At 50.4% G+C, this 24703-nt stretch carries 20 protein-coding genes; 12 read left to right on the top strand and 8 right to left on the bottom strand.

Features of this window, described 5'->3' with window-relative positions:
* Window positions 1-2: 2 nt before the first annotated feature.
* The 7 genes from Q4488_RS05780 to Q4488_RS05810 all read left to right on the top strand — a co-directional run bounded on the left by Q4488_RS05780 (window position 3) and on the right by Q4488_RS05810 (window position 10011).
* Window positions 3-1070 (top strand): cell division protein FtsQ/DivIB, encoded by a 1068-nt coding sequence (locus Q4488_RS05780; protein ID WP_303579518.1) that lies wholly within the window; start codon window positions 3-5, stop codon window positions 1068-1070.
* A 16-nt stretch (window positions 1071-1086) separates the two neighbouring features.
* On the top strand, window positions 1087-2322 hold the full coding sequence (ftsA, locus tag Q4488_RS05785) for a cell division protein FtsA (protein ID WP_303579593.1): 1236 nt from the start codon (window positions 1087-1089) through the stop codon (window positions 2320-2322).
* Between the two features lie 173 nt (window positions 2323-2495).
* Window positions 2496-3692, top strand: coding sequence for a cell division protein FtsZ (ftsZ, locus tag Q4488_RS05790; RefSeq protein ID WP_303579594.1), 1197 nt, complete (start codon window positions 2496-2498; stop codon window positions 3690-3692).
* Between the two features lie 118 nt (window positions 3693-3810).
* The gene (gene lpxC, locus Q4488_RS05795; RefSeq protein ID WP_303579519.1) at window positions 3811-4725 is read left to right on the top strand and encodes a UDP-3-O-acyl-N-acetylglucosamine deacetylase; all 915 of its coding nucleotides are present in this window, start codon (window positions 3811-3813) and stop codon (window positions 4723-4725) included.
* Window positions 4726-4914: 189 nt separating this feature from the next.
* Entirely contained in the window at window positions 4915-7671 is a 2757-nt protein-coding gene (secA, locus tag Q4488_RS05800) for a preprotein translocase subunit SecA (protein ID WP_303579520.1), read from the top strand.
* A 95-nt stretch (window positions 7672-7766) separates the two neighbouring features.
* Entirely contained in the window at window positions 7767-8984 is a 1218-nt protein-coding gene (gene argJ / locus Q4488_RS05805) for a bifunctional glutamate N-acetyltransferase/amino-acid acetyltransferase ArgJ (protein WP_303579521.1), read from the top strand.
* Between the two features lie 64 nt (window positions 8985-9048).
* Window positions 9049-10011, top strand: a complete 963-nt coding sequence (locus tag Q4488_RS05810; protein ID WP_303579522.1) for a Nudix family hydrolase — start codon at window positions 9049-9051, stop codon at window positions 10009-10011.
* A gap of 580 nt (window positions 10012-10591) precedes the next feature.
* Here the strand turns inward: Q4488_RS05810 and Q4488_RS05815 are convergent.
* The 5 genes from Q4488_RS05815 to pilB form a co-directional block, all read right to left on the bottom strand.
* The gene (locus Q4488_RS05815; RefSeq protein ID WP_303579523.1) at window positions 10592-10843 is read right to left on the bottom strand and encodes a DNA gyrase inhibitor YacG; all 252 of its coding nucleotides are present in this window, start codon (window positions 10841-10843) and stop codon (window positions 10592-10594) included.
* Window positions 10833-11453 (bottom strand): dephospho-CoA kinase, encoded by a 621-nt coding sequence (gene coaE, locus Q4488_RS05820; protein WP_303579524.1) that lies wholly within the window; start codon window positions 11451-11453, stop codon window positions 10833-10835. Before coaE ends, Q4488_RS05815 begins: the two co-directional genes overlap by 11 nt.
* 89 nt (window positions 11454-11542) lie before the next feature.
* Window positions 11543-12541: an A24 family peptidase gene (locus tag Q4488_RS05825; RefSeq protein WP_303579525.1), complete on the bottom strand. Its 999-nt coding sequence runs from the start codon at window positions 12539-12541 to the stop codon at window positions 11543-11545.
* Between the two features lie 71 nt (window positions 12542-12612).
* On the bottom strand, window positions 12613-13839 hold the full coding sequence (locus Q4488_RS05830) for a type II secretion system F family protein (RefSeq protein WP_303579526.1): 1227 nt from the start codon (window positions 13837-13839) through the stop codon (window positions 12613-12615).
* 47 nt (window positions 13840-13886) lie between these two features.
* Complete coding sequence (gene pilB / locus Q4488_RS05835) at window positions 13887-15605, bottom strand: type IV-A pilus assembly ATPase PilB (protein WP_303579527.1); 1719 nt, start codon at window positions 15603-15605, stop codon at window positions 13887-13889.
* 371 nt (window positions 15606-15976) lie between these two features.
* Between pilB and Q4488_RS05840 the strand changes: the two genes are divergently transcribed.
* On the top strand, window positions 15977-16399 hold the full coding sequence (locus tag Q4488_RS05840; RefSeq protein WP_303579528.1) for a prepilin-type N-terminal cleavage/methylation domain-containing protein: 423 nt from the start codon (window positions 15977-15979) through the stop codon (window positions 16397-16399).
* Window positions 16400-16534: 135 nt separating this feature from the next.
* Window positions 16535-16894 (top strand): hypothetical protein, encoded by a 360-nt coding sequence (locus Q4488_RS05845; protein ID WP_303579529.1) that lies wholly within the window; start codon window positions 16535-16537, stop codon window positions 16892-16894.
* A gap of 408 nt (window positions 16895-17302) precedes the next feature.
* On the opposite strand, the gene nadC is transcribed toward Q4488_RS05845, so the two are convergent.
* Window positions 17303-18148: a carboxylating nicotinate-nucleotide diphosphorylase gene (gene nadC, locus Q4488_RS05850; RefSeq protein WP_303579530.1), complete on the bottom strand. Its 846-nt coding sequence runs from the start codon at window positions 18146-18148 to the stop codon at window positions 17303-17305.
* 359 nt (window positions 18149-18507) lie between these two features.
* Between nadC and ampD the strand changes: the two genes are divergently transcribed.
* From ampD to Q4488_RS05865, 3 genes are all read left to right on the top strand, one after another.
* Entirely contained in the window at window positions 18508-19074 is a 567-nt protein-coding gene (ampD, locus tag Q4488_RS05855; RefSeq protein ID WP_303579595.1) for a 1,6-anhydro-N-acetylmuramyl-L-alanine amidase AmpD, read from the top strand.
* Window positions 19071-19916 (top strand): hypothetical protein, encoded by an 846-nt coding sequence (locus tag Q4488_RS05860; protein WP_303579531.1) that lies wholly within the window; start codon window positions 19071-19073, stop codon window positions 19914-19916. Before ampD ends, Q4488_RS05860 begins: the two co-directional genes overlap by 4 nt.
* An 84-nt stretch (window positions 19917-20000) precedes the next feature.
* Entirely contained in the window at window positions 20001-21047 is a 1047-nt protein-coding gene (locus Q4488_RS05865) for an ABC transporter ATP-binding protein (RefSeq protein WP_303579532.1), read from the top strand.
* Window positions 21048-21700: 653 nt separating this feature from the next.
* Here Q4488_RS05865 and Q4488_RS05870 read toward each other — a convergent pair.
* Both Q4488_RS05870 and Q4488_RS05875 read right to left on the bottom strand, forming a co-directional pair.
* The gene (locus tag Q4488_RS05870) at window positions 21701-23395 is read right to left on the bottom strand and encodes an iron ABC transporter permease (protein ID WP_303579533.1); all 1695 of its coding nucleotides are present in this window, start codon (window positions 23393-23395) and stop codon (window positions 21701-21703) included.
* Window positions 23396-23478: 83 nt separating this feature from the next.
* On the bottom strand, window positions 23479-24510 hold the full coding sequence (locus Q4488_RS05875; RefSeq protein WP_303579534.1) for a Fe(3+) ABC transporter substrate-binding protein: 1032 nt from the start codon (window positions 24508-24510) through the stop codon (window positions 23479-23481).
* Window positions 24511-24703 lie beyond the last annotated feature (193 nt).

Consider the following 24703-nt stretch of genomic DNA (forward strand, 5'->3'; position numbering starts at 1 on the left):
GCATGTTAAAAAAACTGTTTTCTCATCAAACGCAAGCGCCGGAGGCTCCCAAAAGGGGGGCTTCGGCGACTGTGTATAAGAAAGCAGAGAGTAACACCGAGCAGAAAGCACGCGGCTGGATTAACCGCTTAAAGGTATTTAAGGCTTCGGAGAATGAGGCTGAGCAGACGCACTTAAATCGAGACACGATTACTGCGAATACAGCTGATAGCGGCAAAGACGCTGGCGGACGAGCCAAAGGAACGGCTAAAGACAGTACCAAAGCTAATGGCATCAATCGTGCGATAGATAATGCGAGTGCGATAGATCGTGCGATAGATAGTGCCATTGATGAGGACGGCGATTGGTGGATTAAACCCGCTACGCTGTTGACGGCGCTAGCGGTGTTTATTGCCTTGGCTCATTACAGTTTTGGTTCGCTGTATCGCTGGCTCGATCAACCGGTACAGCAGGTAACGTTTGCCGGCAGCACGCAACATCTTGATCGTCAGCAGGTGGCCGCCAAATCGGTGGCGCTGATGGATGGTGGTTTGCTCAGTGCCGATATTGAGGCGGTCAAAGCGGGTATACAGGCAGACCCTTGGGTATATCAAGTGGGGGTCAGTCGTCGTTGGCCCGCCGCTTTGTATTTAACGGTGACTGAAGAGGTACCCGTTGCGCGTTGGGGAGAGGATGGCCTGTTAAATCATGAAGGCGATATTTTTTGGCCTGATGATGTTGCTAAATACAGTGCGCTACCCCGTTTAAAGGGGCCATCGAGTCATACTGGGATGATGATGGCGGAATATTACGATCTAAATCAGATGCTGCGCAAAACGGGGTTACAATTAATAGAGTTGCAGTTGGAAGCGCGAGGCGCGTGGACCTTGTTACTCGATAATGGTATCCGTGTGGTGGTGGGACGCGATCAGGTAGTGGCTAGGTTAGAGCGGTTTTTGACCGTTTATCAGCAGCGTTTGCAAGCAGAAGCCGACGCTGGCCGGATAGAACAGATTGATATTCGATACAACAACGGCATTGCCGTTAAGTGGCGCCCACTGGCTGCCACCGATGAACAGCAGAAAGGTTGATACAGAGAATATGGCGATGAAGCCTGGAAATAATATGATCGTGGCACTGGATATCGGCACTTCAAAGGTGGTGTGTTTAGTGGGTGAGGTTAGCTTGGATGGCACGATTGATATCGTCGGTATCGGTTCCCACGAATCCCGCGGACTGAAGCGAGGCGTGGTGGTGAATATTGAATCCACGGTGCACTCGATTCAACGGGCGGTGGAGGAAGCCGAGCTGATGGCGGGGTGTAAAATTCACTCGGTCACGGTGGGGGTTGCCGGTAGCCATATTAAGAGCATGAATTCACACGGCATCGTGGCGGTACGCGAGGGTGAAGTGATGGAACATGATCTCGAGCGCGTCATCGATGCGGCCCGCGCGGTAGCCATTCCTGCGGACCAGAAAATCCTGCATATCTTGCCGCAGGAATATGTGATTGATAATCAGGAAGGTATCCGTGAGCCGCTGGGTATGTCCGGTGTGCGCTTAGAAGCGAAGGTTCATTTAGTCACCGGCGCGGTGAATGCGGTGCAGAATATTGAAAAATGTGTCCAGCGTTGCGGTTTGGCGGTGGATAATTCGGTGTTGGAGCAGTTGGCATCGAGTTATTCGGTATTAACCGATGATGAAAAAGAGCTGGGTGTCTGCATGGTGGATATGGGCGGCGGTACCACCGATATCGCTATCTTCACCGGCGGATCGATTCGTCATACGGCGGTTATTCCGATTGCTGGCGATCAAGTGACCAATGATATTGCGATGGCGTTGCGTACTCCGACACCGCACGCCGAAGAGATTAAAATTAAATACGCTTGCGCGCTCGCACAGTTGGCCAGTGCCGAGGATACCATTAAGGTGCCGAGCGTGGGTGATCGTCCCGCGCGGGATCTTTCGCGGCAGGCATTGGCGGAGGTGGTTGAACCCCGCTATGACGAGCTGTTTACCCTGGTGCAAGCTGAGCTGCGGCGCAGCGGATTTGAAGATTTGGTGGCGGCAGGTATCGTCTTAACCGGCGGTACTGCGAAGATGGAAGGCGCGGTTGAGTTGGCAGAAGAGATTTTTCATATGCCGGTGCGTTTGGCCTTGCCAAAAGGTGTCCGGGGGATGGGCGATATCTTGAATAGCCCGATCTATGCGACGAGTATTGGCTTATTACAATACGCTAAACAGGATAATCAGCATCTGACAGAAGCAGTGCCGGTTGACGAGAGCATTGAACACGTCAGCTTACTGCAACGGATGCAAAGCTGGTTTCAGGGGAATTTTTGATGAGTTGGTAAGCGTAGTGCAGAACGGATTCTAAGAATAATGATAGCGGGGCATGATACACGAGGTGTTATCCCTGAGTGATTGAAGTATTCACAGGAAGTGATGGTCAGAAATGAAACAGAATGCAACACAAAACAGGTGCGGGGCGGGCACTAAACCTGGAGGGAAGGGATATGTTTGAATTAGTGAATGACTTAGCACAGAGCGCCGTTATCAAAGTAATTGGTGTTGGCGGCGGTGGTGGTAATGCGGTAGAGCACATGGTCTCATCTGAAGTTGATGGGGTGGAGTTTATTTGTGCCAATACCGATGCGCAGGCGCTCAACAGTATGGGGTCGCGCAGTGTGCTGCAACTCGGCGGTGAGATCACCAAAGGGTTAGGGGCCGGGGCGAATCCAGATATTGGTCGTCAGGCGGCATTGGAAGATCGTGATCAGATCCTCGAGATGCTCAGTGGTGCTGATATGGTGTTTATCACGGCCGGTATGGGCGGTGGTACGGGCACGGGGGCGGCACCGATTGTCGCTCAAGTGGCGAAAGAGCTGGGTATTTTGACCGTCGCGGTGGTGACTAAGCCTTTCCCGTTTGAAGGCAAGAAGCGCATGTTGATTGCCGATCAGGGGATCAAAGAGCTATCGGAGCACGTCGATTCATTGATCATTGTGCCCAATGAAAAGCTGCTGCAGGTGCTGGGTAAAAACTGCACACTGATGAAAGCGCTCGATGAAGCCAATGATGTGCTTAAAGGCGCGGTACAGGGGATCTCCGATCTGATTATTCGTCCGGGTATGATCAACGTCGACTTTGCCGATGTACGTACCGTGATGTCAGAAATGGGTACCTCGATGATGGGTACCGGTATGGCTCGGGGTGAAAATCGAGCGATGGAAGCCGCGCAGGCAGCGGTGCGTAGTCCGTTACTTGAAGATGTCGATCTGATGGGCGCTCGCGGTATCTTGGTAAATATCACTGCCGGTCTGGATTTAGGCTTGGGTGAGTTTAGCGATGTGGGTCAAGTGATCGAAGAGTTTGCTTCTGACAACGCTATCGTCGTCGTGGGTACCGTTATCGATGCCGAAATGACCGATGATATTAAGGTGACGGTGGTCGCTACGGGGTTGCAGAAAGCGGAGCCTGCCGATACCACCGTTAAGGTCGTCAGTCATAACCGTAAACCGGATGGTCAGTTAGATCTTGATCAGCTTGAGTTGCCGGCGGTGCATCGGCGTAAGGCTGACCATATCAGTGCTGAAAAAAATAAAGTGTCACAGAGGGAACTTTCTCGCACAGAGCAGTCCAAAAATAGCGCTGAAGGAGAAAGCGATTCATATCTGGATATCCCGACATTTCTGCGGCGTCAGGCAGACTAACGGCTTTAAACCGTTAGTCTGATGTTCTCGGTGTTACGCTGAATCAGTTATTGCTGATATAGGCGTAATTTTGCTAAAATGGTGCGTTAATCGCCACAACATAACCTTGGCAGGAAATATGATCGGACAACGTACATTACGCAACAGCATTAAAGCAACAGGCGTGGGCCTCCACACTGGGCAGAAGGTGTATTTGACATTAAAACCTGCGCCTGTGGATACCGGTATTGTTTTCCGTCGTGTCGATCTTGACCCCGTGGTCGAAATTCATGCTTGTGCAAAGAATGTCGGTGATACGACTCTATCAACCAATCTACAGAAAGGCGATGTTCGAGTCTCTACCATCGAACATCTGTTGTCGGCTATGGCTGGGTTGGGTATTGATAATATTATCGTTGAATTGAGTGCTGAAGAAGTGCCGATTATGGACGGTAGTGCTGCGCCGTTTGTGTTCCTGATTCAATCTGCCGGTATTCAGGAACAGGATGCGCCGAAACAGTTTATTCGCATTAAAAAAGAGATTCGCGTCGAGTTAGAGGATAAATCGGCCACCTTTAAACCGTTTGAAGGGTTTAAAGTGGGCTTTACCATTGAATTCGATCATCCCGCGTTTTCTGAGCGGAATATGCAAGCGAGTCTTGATTTTTCGAGCACCTCATTTGTTAAAGAGGTGAGTCGCGCCCGTACCTTTGGTTTTATGCGCGATATTGAATATTTGCGGGCTCAGAATTTGGCGCTCGGCGGCAGTATGGATAATGCCATCGTGGTCGATGATTATCGCATTCTCAATGAAGATGGTCTGCGCTATGACGATGAGTTTGTTAAACATAAAGTACTGGATGCCGTGGGCGATCTTTATCTGCTGGGTAAAAGCCTGATCGGTGAGTTTCATGGCTTTAAATCCGGCCACTATTTGAATAATCTTCTGTTACGTAAGCTATTAGAAACAGAAGATGCATGGGAAGTCGTAACCTTTGAAGGGCGAGAACAAGCGATGCCTATTTCATATCTTCAGCCTGCTGCTATTAGCTGAAACACCTCAATCTAATAAAAACCGGACTCTCTAGTCCGGTTTTTTACTATTTTAACGAGCATTTTTAGTCGTCGAAAAAATATACCTATTGAGATTCAATTTGATGCCCCAATAGATGTAGAATGTTGCGTTAATTTAATACTTTAACCGGCTCAAGCCCGCCGTTGCTAACAGGTAAATAATCAGATTATGTTCACTTCGATGTTTAAGAAGGTTTTTGGTAGTAAGAACGATCGCGTACTCAAACAGATGAGTAAGGTCGTTAAGCAGATCAATAGCTATGAAAGCGAAGTTGAACAACTCTCTGATGAGGATTTGAAAGCTAAGACCGCCGCGTTTAAAGCGCGTTTGGCTCAGGGTGAAAATCTCGATGGGATTTTACCCGAAGCCTTTGCCGTGGTGCGCGAAGCGTCTCGTCGCGTGATGGGGATGCGACATTTCGATGTGCAGATGATCGGTGGTATTACGCTGCATGAGGGTAAAGTGGCTGAGATGCGTACCGGTGAAGGTAAAACCTTGGTGGCTACGCTACCGGTTTATCTCAATGCACTGGCGGGCCGCGGCGTACATGTTGTCACCGTGAACGATTATCTGGCCAGTCGTGATGCCGAATGGATGCGACCACTGTATGAGTTTTTGGGTATGAGTGTCGGTGTGGTGTTGTCGGGACAAGAGCCGCAAACCAAGCGTGACGCTTATCATTGTGATATTACCTACGGTACCAATAACGAATTTGGTTTCGATTATCTGCGCGATAACATGGCCTTCAGTGTTGAAGATAAAGTACAGCGAGACTTTTTCTTCTCGGTGGTCGATGAAGTTGACTCCATCTTGATCGATGAGGCGCGTACGCCGTTGATTATCTCCGGTGCCGCCGAAGATAGCTCGGAAATGTATCGTAAGATGAATACCCTGATTCCGGTATTGGAAAAGTTCGAGGGTGAGATCGATCCCAAGGAAGAGATTGAGATCGATGGTGATTTTGCCGTTGATGAGAAAAACCGTACCGTCGAACTAACGGAACGTGGTCATCAGCGTATTGAGGAGATGCTTGCTAAAGAGGGCCTCTTGGCAGAGGGTGAAAGCCTGTATGCGCCACAAAATTTATCGATGCTGCATCATGTATTGGCAGCGCTACGGGCGCATAACCTGTTTCAGCGGGATGTCGATTATATCGTACAGAACGGTGAAGTGGTTATCGTTGATGAGCATACCGGTCGGATTATGCCTGGGCGTCGTTGGTCTGAAGGCTTGCATCAGGCGGTGGAAGCCAAAGAAGGTGTCAAGATTAATCAGGAAAGTCAGACGTTGGCGTCAACTACTTTCCAGAACTATTTCCGTTTGTATGAAAAGCTGTCCGGTATGACCGGTACCGCCGATACCGAAGCGTTCGAATTGAATCAGATCTATGGCTTGGATGTCGTGGTGATTCCGACCAATGTGCCGGTGGCACGGATCGATTATAACGACTTGGTATTCCTCACCATTGAAGAGAAATATGAAGCGATTTTAAAAGAGATCGAACACTGCGTTGAAGAAAAACGTCCGGTACTGGTGGGTACTGCCTCGGTTGAATCATCCGAACTGATCTCTAACTTCCTGAAGAAGAAAAACTTCCCCCATAATGTTCTAAATGCCAAAAACCACGGCAAAGAAGCGACCATTATTGCCGATGCAGGCCGTGCCGGTGCGGTGACCATTGCCACTAACATGGCCGGTCGGGGTACCGATATTGTCTTGGGCGGTAAGTTTGAATCCGTGCTCGAAACCTTGGATAACCCAACCGAAGCGCAGATTGCGGCGGCGAAAGCCGAATGGCAAGAACGTCATGATGCGGTGCTGAAGGCCGGTGGTTTGCATATTATTGGTACCGAACGGCATGAATCTCGGCGTATCGATAATCAGTTAAGAGGCCGTGCGGGTCGTCAGGGTGATAACGGTTCATCGCGTTTCTTCCTATCGCTGGAAGATGATCTGATGCGTATCTTCGCCTCAGACCGTGTGCGTCAGTTCATGAAAGCACTAGGCATGGAGAAGGGTGAGGCGATCGAGCATAAGATGGTCTCCAATGCGATTGAAAAGGCACAACGCAAAGTCGAGGGACGTAACTACGATATTCGTAAACAGTTGCTCGAATATGATGATGTCGCCAACGATCAACGTCGCGCGGTATATGATCAGCGTAATGAGCTGATGGCCACCAATGATATTTCAGAAACCATTGAAGCGGTGCGCGCCGAGGTGGTTGAAAATGCGATTAGCGACTATATCAAGCCGCAAAGCTTGGAAGAACAGTGGGATGTGCCAGGTTTAGAAAAGCATTTAGAATCTGAGTTTGGCTTGGAAATGCCGATTCAGGAATGGCTGGATAAGGATGATACGCTGCATGAAGATACCCTGCGTCAGCGTATTCTGCGTGATATCGTCGAAGACTATCAGGCCAAAGCCGCGATTGTTGGGGTGGAAAACATGCGCCTGTTTGAGAAACAGGTGATGTTGCAGGTGCTCGATACACTGTGGAAAGAGCATCTTCAATCGATGGATATGTTGCGTCAGGGAATTCATCTGCGCGGTTATGCACAGAAAAATCCGAAACAGGAATATAAGCGTGAATCCTTCATCCTGTTTGAGCATCTGTTAGAAAATATTAAGATCGATGTGATTAAAATTCTCAGCCATGTTCAGGTGCGTCAACCGGAAGAGCTGGAAGAAGTCGAGCGTCAACGTCGTGAACAGGCGGCTCAGCAGCAGATGAACTTTCAGCATGCCGCCTCGTCTGCGTTAGAGGTTGATGAGGCTGAAGCCGACGTGGCCGCGGCGTCAGAGCCTGAAGCGCAGCCCGAGGTTGAAACCTTTGTGCGTGAAGGTAAAAAAGTGGGCCGTAATGATCCTTGTCCTTGTGGCTCGGGTAAGAAATATAAGCAGTGTCACGGTAAGTTGAACTGATCGCAGCAGGGGCGTCTGTACCCTGATCCGGTGATTGAATAATCGATAGAAAGCAGCCAAGCTGCTTTCTTTTTTTAAGCTTTAAGGAGTTGGTAATGGCAGTAGGTTCTGGCACGCTTCCGACGCTGCACCCGGTTGCAGGGTTTCGTATAGGTACAACATCCGCTGGCGTAAAAACGCCAGGCAGGAAAGATCTGGTGCTAATGGAAATCGCTGAGGGTGCGAGCACGGCAGGCGTTTTTACCTTGAATCAATTTTGCGCCGCGCCAGTGAGTATCTGTAAGCAACATCTGCAACAGGGGATGCCGACTTATTTCGTCACGAATACGGGTAATGCCAATGCCGGTACGGGCAAAGAAGGCTATCAAGATGCCCTCGATGTGTGTCAGGCAGTAGCCAGCCAGGCGAACATTAACGCGACTCAAGTCCTGCCATTTTCGACCGGTGTCATTGGTGAAAAACTGCCGAAAGAACGCATTATCGCGGCGATCCCTGCGGCTTTCGATGCTCTCTCCGATAACGGTTGGTTAGCCGCCGCTAGCGGTATTATGACCACCGACACTCGACCTAAAGCATATTCGATGCAGATTGAATATCAGGGCCAATTAATCACCCTCACCGGTATCTCCAAAGGTGCAGGGATGATTAAGCCGAATATGGCGACCATGCTGGCTTATATCGCCACCGATGCGAAAATCGAGCCTGCGCTGTTACAAACGCTGTTGAGTGGTGCGGCCGATCGGTCATTCAATCGCATCACCATCGATGGCGATACCTCCACCAATGATTCTTGTATGTTGATCGCAACGGGTGCGAGCGGTATTGAGGTTAGTAAACAGAACGATGAGCTGTTAGCGCAGTTTGATGTGGCACTGAATAAAGTGCTGCTTGAGTTAGCGCAAGCGATTGTACGTGATGGTGAAGGCGCCACAAAATTTGTCACCATCAGTGTCGAGCAAGCGGCTAATGCTGAAGAAGCTTTGAAAACCGCTTATGCGGTGGCGCATTCACCGCTGGTGAAAACCGCGTTGTTTGCCAGTGATCCGAACTGGGGGCGTATTCTAGCGGCGGTTGGTTATGCGGGCGTGGATAATCTCGATGTTGATGCCTTGCAGATCTGGCTTGGGGAAGCCTGTATTGTCGAGAACGGTGGCCGTGCGGCGAGTTATACTGAGGCGGCAGGGCAAGCCGTGATGGCGCGGGAAGAGATTACCATCCGTATTCTGCTCAACCGAGGCGATCATCAAGAGACGCTGTGGACCACCGATCTGAGTAAAGATTATGTGGCGATCAATGCGGATTACCGTTCTTAAGTCGTTATTGATGCTGGTTTTACCTGGGGAAACGAGGGGTACATGGGTCAAATAGGAAAATGGCGTGTCTAAATTGATTCATGTAGCGGCTGCGGCGATCTTTAATCCCGCCGGTGAGCTACTGCTGGCGCTGCGTGATACTCAGCAGCATCAGGGTGGCCTATGGGAATTTCCCGGAGGTAAGGTTGAAGAGGGTGAGTCGGCGCGCGATGCGCTGGCTCGGGAACTCGCAGAAGAGTTAGGCATTGAGATTGATCAAGCAGCTACCATGCCCTTGATTCAGGTGCCTTATCACTACCCAGATAAATCTGTGTTATTGGATGTGTTTCGGGTTAATGGTTTTAGTGGCACAGCCTATGGGCGAGAAGGTCAGCCACTGAAATGGATTCAACTCGCTGAACTAACCGATTATCAATTTCCGGCGGCTAATAAGCCGATCGTTAATGCCTTGTTACTGCCCAATCGCATCGCGATTACCCCTGAACTGCCCTGCGAGCAATATACCTCGTTTGTTGAGCAGGCATTGCAACAAGGTGCCGATAAGGTGATGCTGCGGGCTAAACACCTGTCAGATGCAGTGCAACGATCGCTCTATACACAGCTAGCGACAACCTTTGAGGGACTGATCATCTGGAATACCTCGCTAGAGGAGGCTAATGCTTTCCATGCCTCAGCGGTTCACCTCAGTAGTGATCGATTACAACAACTGGATAATCAAGGGCTTCAGCGTCGTGAGTTGTTTACTGGCCGATGGTTAGGGGCCTCGTGTCACAGCATCGAGCAGATTCGTCAAGCGGAACGGGTAGAGGTCGATTATATTACCCTATCGCCGGTGCAGCCGACGCGCAGTCATCCGCATACTCCGCCATTAGGCTGGGATGAATTTCGGCGCTTGGTCAGTGAGACCCGTGTGCCAGTGTATGCCCTCGGTGGCGTGTCGCTCGAGCATCTTGCAACAACCATCGACGCCGGTGGTCAAGGCATCGCCGCCATTAGCGGTTTTCAACCTCCTGTAGGTGCGACATAGTAATGCATTGTTTTTGTAGCGAGGCACGCCCCCGTGCCGATAACCATCGCCGTGAGGAACGGTACCTACAGAAAGCGGTACGATCATTTGTAGCGAGCGACGCCCCCGTCGCGATTAACCATCGCCGTGAGGGCACGGCTCCTACAAATGCATTGTTTTGGTAGCGAGGCACGCCCCCGTGCCGATAACCTAATATTGAACAGGGTGGCAAAAGGCGAACCTTATCGCCGTGAGGTACCCAAAGGGTATACCAGCACGGCTCCTACAGAAAACGGCACCATCATTTGTAGCGAGCGACGCCCCCGTCGCGATTAACCATCGCCGTGAGGGCACGGCTCCTACAAATGAATTGTTTTGGTAGCGAGGCACGCCCCCGTGCCGATAACCTAATATTGAACAGGGTGGCAAAAGGCGAACCTTATCGCCGTGAGGTACCCAAGGGGCATGCCAGCAGGGTACCTACAGCGAGCGATGCACTCGTCGCCATTGTTCATCGCCGTGAGGTACCCAAAGGGCATGCCAGCACGGCTCCTACAGCGAGCGATGCGCCGTCGCGATTCCTGTTTTTAGGTCAATCTGGTTAATGTAATGGCCGGTCGAGGTAATCGTTGCCTTCGGCATCTTCAAAGCTGCTGCTGTAATCATCGACGCTTGGTTCGGCTGCAATCTGATACTCTTCAGCGGCCCAAGCGCCCAGGTCGATCATTTTACAGCGTTCGCTGCAGAAAGGTCTGAAGGGGTTATCGCTACTCCATTCTTGCTCTTTTTTACAGCAAGGGCAGGCAACCCGTGGTTTATTGCTGAGGGTTTTGTTGCGAGGATTATTGGCCAAGATCAAGCTCCCGTTCCTGTTGCGCGCGGTACAGAAACTTTAAGTGTAATTGTTCAACTTGCGGTTGAAGGTCGGCGATTGAGCCGCTGTTATCGATCCGATCGTCAGCTTTAGTCAGCCGTTCGGCGTGAGGCATCTGTGCCGCGATAATCGCTTTTACCTGAGCCGCATCGGTATTATCGCGCGCCATGGTACGGCTAATTTGTGTCGCTTCATCGACATCGACGACGACAATATGATTAACCAGCAGATGTTGATCGGTTTCGAGTAGCAAAGGAGAGGCGAGCATCGCATAGTCTGAATCGCACTGATCGAGTTTTAGCAAAATGCGGTCTCGAATCAGGGGGTGCAGCAGTTGCTCTAGCCAGTCTCGTTGACGAGGCTCGGCAAAGACAATTTTTCTCAGGGCTTTACGGTCGAGGTTGCCATCGGCCAGACAGATCTCAGCACCAAATCGTTGAGCGATTTTAGTCAGTGCTACTTCGCCGGGTTCAACCACTTCTCGGGCGACCTGATCGGCATCGATAACGGTGACCCCGAGTTGCTCAAAAAGTTGGGAAACAGCGGATTTGCCACTGCTGATGCCACCGGTAAGGCCTACTACAAACATATTCAGTCTCTCTAAGATAAGGGTTTTCTTAGCACAGGATAAGGCTCACGCAAGATTCGCTAAGCATGCTTTATTGACAGCTCTATCCATTATAAATCTAAGAGTTGTAAATAGTAGCCGGTAAGCGTATCACCCCATAGCAGCGCTATCCAGCCAGCCCCCGCCAAATAGGGCCCAAAGGGAATCGGGGTTTGCGATCCTTGACGCCGTAACACGATCATCAAAGTACCGATAATAGCACCGATGAGCGAAGAGGCGAGAATGATTAATGGCAGCATATCGGCACCGGCCCAAGCGCCTAGCGCCGCCAGCAATTTGAAGTCGCCGTAACCCATGCCCTCTTTGCCGGTCGCCAGCTTAAATAGCCAATATACCGACCACAGCGACAGATAGCCCAGTACCGCCCCCCAGAGAGCGGTAGAGAGACTGGTGAAGACGCCGAAGCTATTGATTATGAGGCCAAGCCAGAGCAGCGGTAGGGTGATTTTATCTGGTAATAGCTGATGATCCATATCAATCGCGGTGAGCGTGATGAGACACCAGCTGAGGAAGACAATCGCTAACGCGGTAAGGTTAAAGCCAAATTGATAAACAATGAAGGCGGATAGCGCGGCGGTCAAAAGCTCGATCAGCGGATAGCGTAGAGAGATCGGCGTTTTACAGCTGCTGCAGCGGCCTCGAAGCAGCAAAAAGAAGCTGATGAGCGGTATGTTTTCATACCAGCGAATCACATGACCACAACTAGGGCAGCTAGAGGCGGGCTGTGCCAAGTTGAAAACGGCGCGGGTTGCACTGCTATCAGGCGGCTCTGTTGCTGCGTGCCGAGTGTCGATAGCATCACTTTCGGGCCGATCATGACTTGAGCGTGGTGCTGAGGCTGATTCGAGAACCCTGTCAGTCAGCAACGCTTCGGACTCGATGGTTGACGCGAGGGCATCTTCCGCCATCTGCTGCCATTCGCGTTCCAGCATCAGCGGCAAGCGATAAATCACGACATTAAGAAAGCTGCCGATCAACAACGAGAAAACAAAGGTGAGCGTTAGTGCCAACCAGGGCGTTGCTGAGATGAGGTCGAACATGAGGGTCATCGAGTCTGCCATCAATAGAGTTGTTGAATCGGTTGTTTGAATAGCGTGGTTTGCTTTTTCTAGGCTCTAATTTACACCACGTTACCGAGCTGAAAGATCGGCAAGTACATGGCGATTACGAGGCCACCCACCAGAATACCCAAAATCGACATAATTAGCGGTTCGATCAACGTCGAGAGGTTATCGACGGCGTTATCTACCTCTTCCTCATAATAACTGGCGACCTTATCGAGCATCATATCTAATGAACCGGCTTCTTCACCGATGGCGATCATTTGCGTCGCCATCGGCGGGAATAATCCGGTCATGGTGACGGCGTTTTGCAGTGATTGCCCAGTAGAGACGCCATTCTTGACCTGTTGAATGGCTTTTTCGTAGACAATATTACCAGAAGCCCCCGCGGCCGAATCTAGCGCTTCAACGAGCGGTACACCGGCGGCAAAGGTGGTGGCCAAGGTGCGCGCGAAGCGGGCTATCGCCGAGTTATGTAAAATTTGACCGATAATCGGCAGTTTCAGTACCGCTTTATCGAGCCACTCACGAAAGCCTCTGGATTTTTCATGGGCTTTACTGAAGGCGAAACCGGCTAACGCGATGGCGACAATGGCGATAAACCACCAGTCTTGTGCGACCTTCGATAGGCCAACCACAAACAAGGTGAAAGCGGGGAGATCGGCGCCGAAGCTGGAGAAGACGCTCTCAAATTGCGGTACCACTTTAATCAAAAGAATCGCCGATACGACTAAGCCGATAACGATAACGGCAATCGGGTAGGTGAGGGCTTTTTTGATTTTTTTCTTTAGGGTTTCAATTTTTTCTTTATAGAGGGCGATACGCTCGAGCATGGTTTCCAATGAACCGGAGTTTTCCCCAGCTTGTACTAGGTTGCAGTACAGATCATCGAAGTATTTAGGATGCCGTTCTAATGCTTTAGCAAAACTGGTGCCGCCACTGACATCGGACTTAAGATCGTAAATCACCTTCTTCATTTTGGCTTTTTCAATACCATTGGCAACGATATCGAAGCCCTGTAACAGCGGCACCCCAGATTTAAGCATGGTGGCGGTTTGGCGGGTAAACAGGGCAATATCCAGCGGTGTAATGGATTTGTTATGGTTGCTGAACATGCTATAGGTTTGTTTGCGCACCTTTTTCGGCATAATGCCCTGCTTGCGTAGCATCGCCTTGGCTTCGGCGATGCTGTCGGCATTGATGGCACCCTTCGTCGGGTTGCCACTCTTGTCCTTGCCTTCCCAGTTGAACGTCAGAGGGGTTTTATCTGTTGCTTTCTTCGCCATCTGAATAGCTTCCGTTTCAGGTTGAGAATATTAAAAGATTAGCACGATCAAAGCTTAATGACTCGGTTCATCTCTTCTAGGCTGGTCACGCCCTGAATCACTTTACGCAGTCCCGATTGCCGCAGGGTTCTGAAACCCTGCGCTTTTGCCTGCGCCAAAATATCCAGCGACGAGCCGTTATCCATAATCACTTGAGCAATTTCGGGTGTCATCGCCATGGTCTCATAGACCCCCACACGGCCTTTATAACCCTTGTTACATTTATTACAGCCTTCCGGGTTGTGTTCAAACAGGCTGAGGCCCGCGTTAATCTGTTCGGCGGTAAAGCCCTCTTCCAAGAGGGTGGCTTCAGGTATCGTGACTGGCTTCTTGCACGCGGTACACAGACGTCGGCCTAGGCGCTGCGCAATAATCATCGATACCGAGGTGGCGATGTTAAAGGCGGGCACGCCCATATTACGCAGGCGGGTGAGGGTTTCGGCGGCACTGTTGGTGTGCAGGGTCGATAACACCATGTGACCGGTCTGTGCCGCTTTGATGGCGATTTCGGCGGTTTCGATATCACGAATCTCCCCCACCATGACGACATCGGGGTCTTGTCGTAGGAAGGAACGTAACGCTTCGGCGAAGGTTAGGCCGACTTTGTTGTTCACATGAACCTGATTGATGCCATCGAGGTTGATCTCGACCGGGTCTTCCGCGGTGGAGATATTGCGTTCAACGGTATTAAGAATATTCAGGCCGGTATAGAGCGACACGGTTTTACCACTACCGGTGGGGCCGGTCACGAGAATCATCCCCTGAGGTTTATGCAGGGTCTGCATAAATAGATCTTTCTGATCTTCATCATAGCCCAATGCTTCAATGCCCATTTGCGCGCTGGTCGGATCGAGAATACGGAGCACCACTTTTTCACCCCAGAGGGTGGGCAGGGTGTTAACTCGAAAATCGATGGCACGATTTTTGGATATCTTCATCTTGATGCGGCCATCCTGAGGCATACGCCGTTCAGAGATATCCATCTGAGACATGACTTTTAATCGGGCACACAGACGCGGTGCCAAGTTCGAGGGCGGTTTCGCCACCTCTTGTAAGATGCCATCGATACGGCAACGGATACGATAGGATTTCTCATAGGGCTCAAAGTGAATATCGGAGGCGCCATTTTTGATCGCATCGAGGAGGATCTTGTTAACGAAGCGCACGATCGGCGCATCGTTGGCGGCTTCTTCGCTGCTATCTTCTTGTGGCTCTTGCAGGCCTTCATCGATTTCGAGGTTATCGAGATCGGTATCGTCCAAGCCATCGAGGGCTGAATTTTGCTCATCGAGAAAGGTGTCAATCAGGTGTGAGAGCTTATCTTCTTCGACAATCACCCCTTCGGTGGTGGTGCCGGTATGAAACTTAAACTCATCTAAGGCTTGAATATTGGTCGGGTCTGAAATCGCAACATAGAGACGATTGTCACGTTTAATCAGCGGCAATGCATGATGTTTGGTGATGAGGCGTTCATCGACTAGCCCCTGCGGTAACGCTTCAATATCGATCACATCGAGATCAAATAGCGGCATACCAAACTCATCGGCGGCTGCCGCCGCGGCTCGATAAGCACTCACCAGACGATTTTCGATAATATGCGCGATAAACGCCTTATTATCTTTACGGGCGGTTTTTAATGCGTCCATGGCCACATCGGATGAAAACACACCATCATTTACCAGTCGTCTGGCTAAGCCACTCAGTGGCTGAAAGGGCTGTACACTCATCGTTTCAGAAAATCCATTATTGCTCTGTTGGCTGTTGTTAACACCGCATTGTTGGCGGTTTTAGTGTCGCTTCAGTGTCGCTTGGAAAAGCTAACACCGGTTAATTGACTTTTTATACGACTTTAGTTGTATGTAAAGCCGCGTACTAAGGTCTGAACTGTCTTGTATTATCAGCTATAGGTAAAGTAACATCTATTGGTCGGTTTGAGAATCAACAGACGCTTGCTTTAAGTCACTGGACTGCCATAAAAAATAGGTTACTATTCAGATAAGGCTCGTAAGGAGCACGGAAGAAGAGCCCTTATGGCATGGGAAGGAGTCGTTCAGAGCAAGGACGATGATGAATACTTTACTCGCTGGAGAGATAACGAATGAAAAATACAACACAAAAACAACAGGGTTTTACCCTAATCGAGCTGATGATCGTGGTCGCGATTATCGGTATCTTGGCGGCGATTGCGTTGCCGGCTTATAACACTTATACAAAGAAAGCCCGTTTTTCTGAAGTTGTACAGTCAGTAACAGGTGTGAAGTCTGCTGTTGAAGTGTGCTATCAAACTGGCGGAACATTGGCAGAATGTGATACCGATAATGCTACTGTGAGTCAGGCGAAGAGCATGGCAACTGTCGGTCAATATGTTACATCAGTTGATGTTGATACTGGTGTAATAACAGCGACAGGCTCAACTGAAGTTGATAGCAAGACTTATAAATTAGAGGCTTCTGTAACTAATGGTGGACTCCAGTGGGCTTCGAGTGGTGGCTCATGTATTGCTGCAGGTCTATGTGACTAATCGTTTTTAATAGCCTTAAAAAGCGCAAAGTGATTTGCGCTTTTTTTATGTCTAAAATTAGCCTTTTCGCTAGTATGTTCAGCGCTAACTTTCTGATTTACTGACAGTTAAATCACTTCTAAGTCTCGGTATCGCATGAACAAAAAAACAATTCTTATTCTATTGGTCGCTATCACGGCCGCAGTCACTTACTTTCTCTATGATGAACCGTTATCGATGGCCAAGCGGGCAGCGGTTGAAGCGGATTTAGCCGCGCAGCCGGAGAACTACCCCGCGACGCCGGTATGGTGGTCGGATGGCGGTATTCTGGCGATCGGCATGTTGCCTCGCGCAGGCGGCGAAAAGCGTAACGATAGCGCCACCGCAATCTGTCAAATTCTTTGGGATAACGATGTCAATCAAACCGTGGTTGAGGTGTACGATATCCTACAAATTCAGCAAAGTGATAACTGGGAATTGATTGGCGCGGCCAATTGTCGTCGTCAAACGCCTTAGTTGCGATGATGAAGACTCGTCAATTAGTATAAATCAACCGCTAATTAGCAGGGTTGTTACTCAAAGTGGGTAGGTTGCTTTTGAGTTTATTGTTTCCTATATGGAAAGTATAGAGATTCAACCTTTCTCTGAAGATGTCATTGAGCTAGACGTTCAGTTTTGAGCTTATTTTTAAGCTTAGCCTGATAAAATGATCTTAGAATAATCACCGTTAAAGTAAAAAATCCGCTGCTAGAGCGGATTTTTTTTGAGTGACGGCTACTGACGCGGGCTGAGTGACTGATCATTGAGGCCACTGAGAAACGCTGATGACAAGCGCTTTTTAATAGGGCTTTATTTAATAGGGCTTCGTAATAGCGCTTCTTGAAAATCACTATTTTGAATAGCGCTTGTCTTTAAGTCGTTGCTTCAGATAAAGCGCATCGATAGATCCACTGCCTGACAATCTTTAGTCAGTAGGCCGATGGAGATATAGTCGACGCCGGTTTCGGCAATACTGCGAAGTGTGTTGGCATCGATTCCGCCAGAGGCTTCCAGTTTGGCGGGGCTGAGATGATCTTTATTTTTCTGCACCGCTTGACGTAAACCCGCGTGATCAAAATTATCCAGCATGACGATATCGGCACCGGCATCGAGTGCCTGTTGCAGTTCTTCAAACGATTCGACTTCAACTTCGACCGGCTTACCGGGTTCATTCTGCTTAGCGGTTGCCACGGCATTGGCGATAGAACCACAGGCCATAATATGATTTTCTTTAATCAGAAAGGCATCATACAGACCGATACGGTGGTTATAGCAATCGCCACAGCTCACGGCGTATTTCTGCGCATTGCGCAAGCCTGGAATCGTTTTGCGGGTATCCAGCAGCTTAACGCCGGTGCCTTCAACCAAGGACGCGTAATGTGCACTGATGGTGGCCGTGCCAGACAGCGTTTGCAGAAAGTTTAGCGCGCTACGCTCGCCCGTGAGCAATGCACGGGCAGGCCCCGTTAATTCAAATAACGGCTGATTAGCGCTGACATGATCGCCATCACTGATTAACCACTTCACCTTGACGCTAGGATCGACTTGTCGGAACACTTCATTGACCCACTCGACACCACAGATGACCGCCGCCTGACGACAGATCACCCGTGCTTGGGCCTGTTGTTCGGCGGGGATGAGGCGGGCGGTGATATCGCCATCGCCAATATCTTCTGTCAGCGCGTGACGGACGGTAGCAGGAATATCGCTAAGCAGTTGAGTATTGGCCATAAAGGGCTCCGTTTAATGGTCTGTCCGGTTATTAGGCTTATCACAGTGGTGTGCTGTGTCGATCGCTTGTCTGATAGGTGCGGCATGGTACTATTATTTACTACTATTCAGTTAGTACGATTCGATTAGTACAATTTAATCAGTGCTATTTAAGTGGTGCTCATGAGTCAGTGATATTTAATCACTGCTATTTAATCACTACGCATGCGTCACGATGGGTGATAGCCGCTATGGGCCGCTATTCTAACGGAAAGCGACGGGCTAAAGTAGTCGCTGATAGAGGAAAAATGACTCAGATTAACGAGATGGTTGAGAACAATAATCAGAAGCAGTCGATGTCAAAGCAGAATCCAGATCAGATGCATAAGCTAGCGATTAGCGACGGGTGGCTGACTCGGGCTGAACAGTGTCGCTCGGCGAATTTTAATCAGCGCCCGCCGGGACAGACGCCACGCTTGTTGGTGATTCATAATATCAGCCTGCCACCGGGTAAATTTGGTGGCGGTTATATTCAAGACTTTTTCCTTAATCGCTTGGATACCACGGCGGACCCTTATTTCACGACGATTGAAGCGCTGCAAGTCTCGGCGCATCTCTTGATTGAACGCGGTGGGCAGATGGTGCAATTCGTCAGTTTTGATCAGCGGGCGTGGCATGCTGGGCAGTCGTCGTATCGGGGCTGTGATAACTGTAACGATTTTTCTATCGGTATTGAATTAGAGGGTGCCGATGACATTCCCTATACCGAACAGCAGTATCAACAATTGGCGCGCGTGACCGCAGCCCTGCTGAGGTATTATCCCGACTTGACGGCGGAGCAGATTGCCGGTCATGCAGAGATTGCGCCGCAACGTAAAACCGATCCCGGTGCTGCGTTTAATTGGCGCTATTTTAGCCAACACCTAAGGAAAGAGGTTAGCGGATGAAATTTTTGGCCGTGATGCTGTTGATTATGTTGGGTCGCTATCAGCGCCGTCCCGCATGGCTGATTAAGTTATCACAACGGTGGCCGCAGCAGCATTGGCAATGGATGTTGTTGCTGAGTGCGCTGTTGATGGGTGAATGGCTATTACTGACGTTATTGAGTTGGCAGTTGACGGTGTTGATATTGGTGTTGGCCGTAGAGCTACTGATGCTGTACCTGTTTGTCGAAAATTGGTCGCCCAGCGATCTCACCGAGCCGTATTATCGGCAGTGCGGGCGAGAAAATTTTGCTGCCGCCTGGTTGAACTTGGCGGGATTGCTTGGCTTAAAGCGTACCGATGATATGTCGGATGCGGCGTCGGTTCACTATGCCATCTGTCAGCAGTCGCTTTATCTATCGTTAACGGGATTTTTTGCGCCGCTGTTTTGGTTTATCTGTTTGGGGTTGCCGGGCTTGTGTTTGGCGTTGTGGGCCCGTTGGCAGCGACAGCGTCAGCGTGATAAACGCTTGCGCGGGGTGGCTGAACTCATGCTGTGGATACCGGCCCGCTTACTCGGGTTGACCTTTTTTGTGGTGGGTAACGGTGTCAGTGCGTTGAGTCAGTTGAAAAACCCCGCATCGAAAACCGTGGCTTGGCGTGAGTGGTTGTTGCGAATCGCACTCGGGGCGATGGGTGAAGAGAGTTATCGGCAGTATCAGCGGCTCGGCGATGAACAGCAGTTTCAGCATCATGCCGCCGAAGAGATGGTCAGCCTTAATCGGCTGATTCGGCGAGCAGCGATTTTTTGGTTGGTATTGCTGGGGCTGTTGACCATGTTAGGGATAGAAACGCCGTTTTATTAATCTTCATGGATTAAGATGGATGGTTGAAATATCTCTGCACATAAGCGAGAATCATTTTCATTTGGGATCGAGAGCGCCGGACGTATGACTCCTCTGCTGGAACTTAACTCGCTTAGCTGCGGCTATGAAACAGCGATTATCGCTGAACAGCTGAATTTTCAGTTGCACTCAGGTGAGATCGCTTGTCTGCTGGGCCCTAGCGGTTGCGGTAAAACCACCGTTTTACGGGCGATAGCTGGCTTTAACCCGGTATTAGCTGGCAGTATTCTGCAAAATGGCCGAGAGATTTCGACCGCCGCCTTTACCGTGCCGCCTGAGCAACGCAGTATTGGTGTTGTGTTTCAAGATTACGCGTTATTTCCGCATCTGAATGTGTTCGACAATATCGCCTTTGGTTTACAGCGTAAAAGTGCGGCTGAAAAAAGGAAAGCAGTGACAGAGTTACTGAAACTGGTTGAGCTGCCCGATATCTCAAGCCGCTATCCACATGAATTATCAGGCGGTCAACAGCAGCGAGTGGCCTTGGCGCGCGCCTTGGCACCGAAACCTAATCTGCTATTGATGGATGAGCCTTTTTCTAATTTGGATACCGATCTGCGTCGGCAATTAGCGTTGGAAGTGCGCTCGATTCTTAAAGATCAAGGCATCGCCGCGATTATGGTCACCCATGATCAAGAGGAAGCGTTTGCTATCAGTGATAAGCTGGGTATCTTAGCGCAGGGCGGATTACAGCAGTGGGGCGCGCCGACAGAGCTTTATTATCAGCCGGTCAATCCGCTGGTAGCGGGGTTTGTCGGTAAAGGCGAGCTATTTGACGCCGAATGCCTCGATGAGACCTCCGTACGCACCGAGTTAGGTACGCTGGAGTTCGCCGAACCGTTTGGGGCGGTGTCGGGCAAACGTTTATCACTGTTTATTCGTCCGGCTGATATTCGCCCGAGCATGGATAAAGGCAGCGTGATGGCACGCATTGAGCAGAAAGAGTTTTTAGGGCAGTCGGTGGTGTATCATCTATCGCTGCCATCGGGTCGAAGGATTGAATCAGAAGTCTTCGAGCCGTTGATGCTGGATGTCGGCGCCCAAGTTTCTTTACATATCGCCGCCCATCGCCCCATCGCCTTCGCGCGATAGGACGCTTGAATCACACCTAACCCTCATCGCGACGAGGGCGTCGCTCCTACAAAAATACCGCACCGGCGGTGCCAAAGCCATCGGCGTGCAATATCTTTGTAGCGAGGCACGCTAGCATGCCCTTTGGGTACCTCGTGCCGATAACCCAGTACCGGTAAAAGGCAAACCATCCCTGCGCAATATCTTTGTAGCGAGGCACGCTAGCATGCCCTCTGGGTACTCATCGCGACGAGGGCGTCGCTCCTACAAAAATACCGCACCGGCGGTGCCAGGCCATCGGCGTGCAATATCTTTGTAGCGAGGCACGCCCCCGTGCCGATAACCCAATATCGGCAAAAGGCAAACCATCCCCGCGCAATATCTTGTAGCGAGGCACGCTAGCATGCCCTCTGGGTACTCATCGCGACGAGGGCGTCGCTCCTACAAAAAATACCGCACCGGCGGTGCCAAAAGCCATCGGCGTGCACCTCTGGGTGCTCATCGCGACGAGGGCGTCGCTCCTACAAAAATACCGGGTACGCATCGCGACGAGGGCGTCGCGCCTACACAAACACCCGCATGTCAGCACGGCTCCTACGGATTATCTATTAGCACAACATTTGCGTAGGGTGTGGTGAAGCATGAACCGCACCGGTGGGTTTTATTGGTTAGTTTCAATGGCTATCGCGGGTGCCGGAGATGGTGCGACTTAGGAGAATAACGGGGATGATGCCTACCAAGACAATTAACAGGGCTGCGAGTGAGCAGGCTTCGAGCATCTCATCAGAGGCATATTGATAAACGTAGGTCGCTAATGTGTCGTAATTAAAGGGACGCAGAATGAGTGTGGCGGGCAGTTCTTTCATCGAGTCGACAAACACCACTAACGCGGCGGTGAGTATGCCGCCTTTGATTAGCGGTAGGTGCACTTTCAGCAGGGTTTGCAGCGGGCTCAGGCCGAGTGAGCGGGAGGCCATATCCATGCTGTCGGTGATTTTATTGAGACTGGAGTCTATAGATCCGAGTGACACCGCTAGAAAGCGCACGACATAAGCGAAGATAACGGCAAATGCCGTACCGCTGAGCAGTAAGCCTGTGGAGATACCGAAAAATTGATCCATCAGGCTATCGACGGTGTTATCGAAGGCCGCCAATGGAATAATCACGCCGATGGCTAACACGGCTCCTGGCATCGCGTAGCCCAAGCTTGAAAATTGTACTGCGAGTTTAAGGCTGCTTTTTTTATGCAGCCGTTTCGAATAGGCCAGCAGCAGCGCGATGATGATCGTCAGCACCGCCGCACTACTCGAGAGGATAAAGCTGTGGCTGGCATAGGTGAAAAATGCTTCAGTCCAGAGTTGATCGATATGCTTCAGGGCGTAGCCTGTTAACAGCCAAACGGGAATTATAAAGCCGGTGATCACCGGTAGGGCGCAGAGTAGTGTTGCCCCCCAAGCTCGCCAGCCGGTGAGTTGATAGCCGGTGAGTGTTTTATAGCGATCGGGGCTATTGAATTGACGCTGTTTCGCGCGCGCCAGTCGTTCTAGTGAGATGAGAATGACGACAAAGATCATCATCAGACTGGCGATTTGAGCAGCGCCCCCGAGATTGCTCATATTCAACCAGGTATCATAGATGCCGGCGCTCATGCTTTTTACAGCAAAATAATCGACCGTACCGAAATCGTTAATGGTTTCCATCGAAACTAATGATAAGCCGACGGCGATCGCGGGGCGGGCTATCGGCAGCGATACTCGATAAAAGCTTTGCCACGGGGTGCAGCCCAGCGTCCGGCTGGCATCATGAATGGTGGTGGATTGTTCTAAAAAGGTGGCGCGAGTTAACAGATAAACGTAGGGGTATAGCACCATGGATAGCATCAGAATGGCGCCGCCGAGGGTGCGGATATCTGGAAACCAATAGTCTCGGGCAGTTTGCCAGCCAAACAGTTCACGCAGCGCTATCTGCAGAGGGCCGGAATATTCGAGTAAGTCGGTGTAAACATAGGCGATCACGTAGGCCGGTACGGCAAAGGGTAGCAGCAGCGCCCACTCGAACAGTTTGCGTCCAGGAAAGCGACACATGGTGACTAACCAAGCGCCACAGACGCCGGTCGCGATCGATAATGCGCCAACCCCGATCATGAGGGCGAGGGTGGTGGTGATATAGACGGGCAACACGGTGGCCGCCAAGTGTGACCAGATATTTTCTTGGGGAAACAGTGCGAGATAGAAAACCGCGAGGATCGGCAATGCCACCATCAAGGCGGTGCCCCAGGTGCCACTGTACCAACCTAACAGGTAATGTTTCTGCGATGTTGTCAGCGCGGAAGGTGGCTTAATTTCAGGGGTGGCGTGCTCTGCCTGCATAACTCTGTCTTCTTAAACAAAAAACGGTAGCGCGCAGACTACCGTTTTGATGTTGAATTGTCCAAAACTGTCGTCAGTTGAACTCAGTTATCGAAACCCACTTTATCGACCATACGTGCGGCGGTGGCGCGTAATTCAGCAATTTTTTGTAGGCTGACATCATCTTGTTTGAAGTCACCCATATATTCGTCGAGTAGTGCCGAGCGTTGAGTGCCTGGACGAATAGGGAATTCAAAGTTGGCTTCAGCATACATCGATTGCGCTTTAGCTTGGCTGAGGAATTCCATTAACTGAATCGCGGCGTCTTTGTTGGGTGCATATTTTGTCAAGGCAGCCCCAGAGATGCTCATGTGTGCGCCACGCCCGTCTTGGTTAGGGAAGATCAGGTTAACGGCGTTAGCCCACTCTTTTTGTTCGGGTTGCTGCTCGTTTGTCAGCATCTTGCCAAAGTAGTAAGAGTTACCCAATGCGAGATCGCAAACACCCTCTTTGACCGCCTTAACTTGCGCACGATCGTTGCCTTGAGGTTTACGCGCGAGGTTGGCTTTCACACCTTCGAGCCATTGCTCTGCTTCGGCTTCGCCGTGCTCAATGATCATCGAGCCGATCAGCGAGAGGTTATACGTATGTTTACCGCTACGAGTACAGATACGGCCTGCCCACTTAGGATCGGTGAGTTCTTCGTAAGTGCTGATTTCGCCGGCTTTGACGCGGTCTTTAGAGGCGTAGATCAGGCGAGTACGGCTGGTTAAACCAAACCAGTGAGCATCAGGGTCGCGGTAATGCGTTGGAATATTCTCTTCTAACACCTCGCTGTGTACCGCTTGCGTGAGGCCTTTGGCAACCACATCGTATAGTGGACCAATATCGGAGGTTAGGACGATATCCGCAGGAGAGTTTTTACCTTCGTGCTCTAGGCGTTCAATTAAGCCTTTCTTGGCAAACACAACGTTGGTCTTGATGCCGCTTTCTGCAGTAAAGGCATCGAGCATGGGTTGAATGAGAAACTGCTGTCGATAAGAGTAGATATTGACTTCATCTGCAGCGGACACATGCGTCGCGGCCAGTGTGAGCGGTAGAGTGAGAAACGCTAGTTTTTTCAGATTTTTACGCATTATTGATACACCTGATCCGTGAAACCCTCAGTCACTATCTTGAAACGGCGAAGACATGACGAAGGGGTGTGTTGAGACATAGGGTTGCTAATGGGAACTATTCTTATTTAAAGCAGGCTCGATGTCAATGTTAATGCGTATGATTCTCAATTAAAAAATGCGCGGTGTCTGCTGCCGACGAGCAATCATCGAC

This window comes from Amphritea sp. 1_MG-2023, assembly GCF_030547545.1.
Classification (GTDB): domain Bacteria; phylum Pseudomonadota; class Gammaproteobacteria; order Pseudomonadales; family Balneatricaceae; genus Amphritea.

What these genes read in the sequence shown, in the direction of transcription:
- Q4488_RS05780 (WP_303579518.1), top strand. Translation starts at nt 3, where the DNA reads ATGTTAAAAAAACTGTTTTCTCATCAAACGCAAGCGCCGGAGGCTCCC.
- ftsA (WP_303579593.1), top strand. Translation starts at nt 1,087, where the DNA reads ATGAAGCCTGGAAATAATATGATCGTGGCACTGGATATCGGCACTTCA.
- ftsZ (WP_303579594.1), top strand. Translation starts at nt 2,496, where the DNA reads ATGTTTGAATTAGTGAATGACTTAGCACAGAGCGCCGTTATCAAAGTA.
- lpxC (WP_303579519.1), top strand. Translation starts at nt 3,811, where the DNA reads ATGATCGGACAACGTACATTACGCAACAGCATTAAAGCAACAGGCGTG.
- secA (WP_303579520.1), top strand. Translation starts at nt 4,915, where the DNA reads ATGTTCACTTCGATGTTTAAGAAGGTTTTTGGTAGTAAGAACGATCGC.
- argJ (WP_303579521.1), top strand. Translation starts at nt 7,767, where the DNA reads ATGGCAGTAGGTTCTGGCACGCTTCCGACGCTGCACCCGGTTGCAGGG.
- coaE (WP_303579524.1), bottom strand. Translation starts at nt 11,453, where the DNA reads ATGTTTGTAGTAGGCCTTACCGGTGGCATCAGCAGTGGCAAATCCGCT.
- Q4488_RS05825 (WP_303579525.1), bottom strand. Translation starts at nt 12,541, where the DNA reads ATGACCCTCATGTTCGACCTCATCTCAGCAACGCCCTGGTTGGCACTA.
- Q4488_RS05830 (WP_303579526.1), bottom strand. Translation starts at nt 13,839, where the DNA reads ATGGCGAAGAAAGCAACAGATAAAACCCCTCTGACGTTCAACTGGGAA.
- pilB (WP_303579527.1), bottom strand. Translation starts at nt 15,605, where the DNA reads ATGAGTGTACAGCCCTTTCAGCCACTGAGTGGCTTAGCCAGACGACTG.
- Q4488_RS05840 (WP_303579528.1), top strand. Translation starts at nt 15,977, where the DNA reads ATGAAAAATACAACACAAAAACAACAGGGTTTTACCCTAATCGAGCTG.
- Q4488_RS05845 (WP_303579529.1), top strand. Translation starts at nt 16,535, where the DNA reads ATGAACAAAAAAACAATTCTTATTCTATTGGTCGCTATCACGGCCGCA.
- nadC (WP_303579530.1), bottom strand. Translation starts at nt 18,148, where the DNA reads ATGGCCAATACTCAACTGCTTAGCGATATTCCTGCTACCGTCCGTCAC.
- ampD (WP_303579595.1), top strand. Translation starts at nt 18,508, where the DNA reads ATGCATAAGCTAGCGATTAGCGACGGGTGGCTGACTCGGGCTGAACAG.
- Q4488_RS05860 (WP_303579531.1), top strand. Translation starts at nt 19,071, where the DNA reads ATGAAATTTTTGGCCGTGATGCTGTTGATTATGTTGGGTCGCTATCAG.
- Q4488_RS05865 (WP_303579532.1), top strand. Translation starts at nt 20,001, where the DNA reads ATGACTCCTCTGCTGGAACTTAACTCGCTTAGCTGCGGCTATGAAACA.
- Q4488_RS05870 (WP_303579533.1), bottom strand. Translation starts at nt 23,395, where the DNA reads ATGCAGGCAGAGCACGCCACCCCTGAAATTAAGCCACCTTCCGCGCTG.
- Q4488_RS05875 (WP_303579534.1), bottom strand. Translation starts at nt 24,510, where the DNA reads ATGCGTAAAAATCTGAAAAAACTAGCGTTTCTCACTCTACCGCTCACA.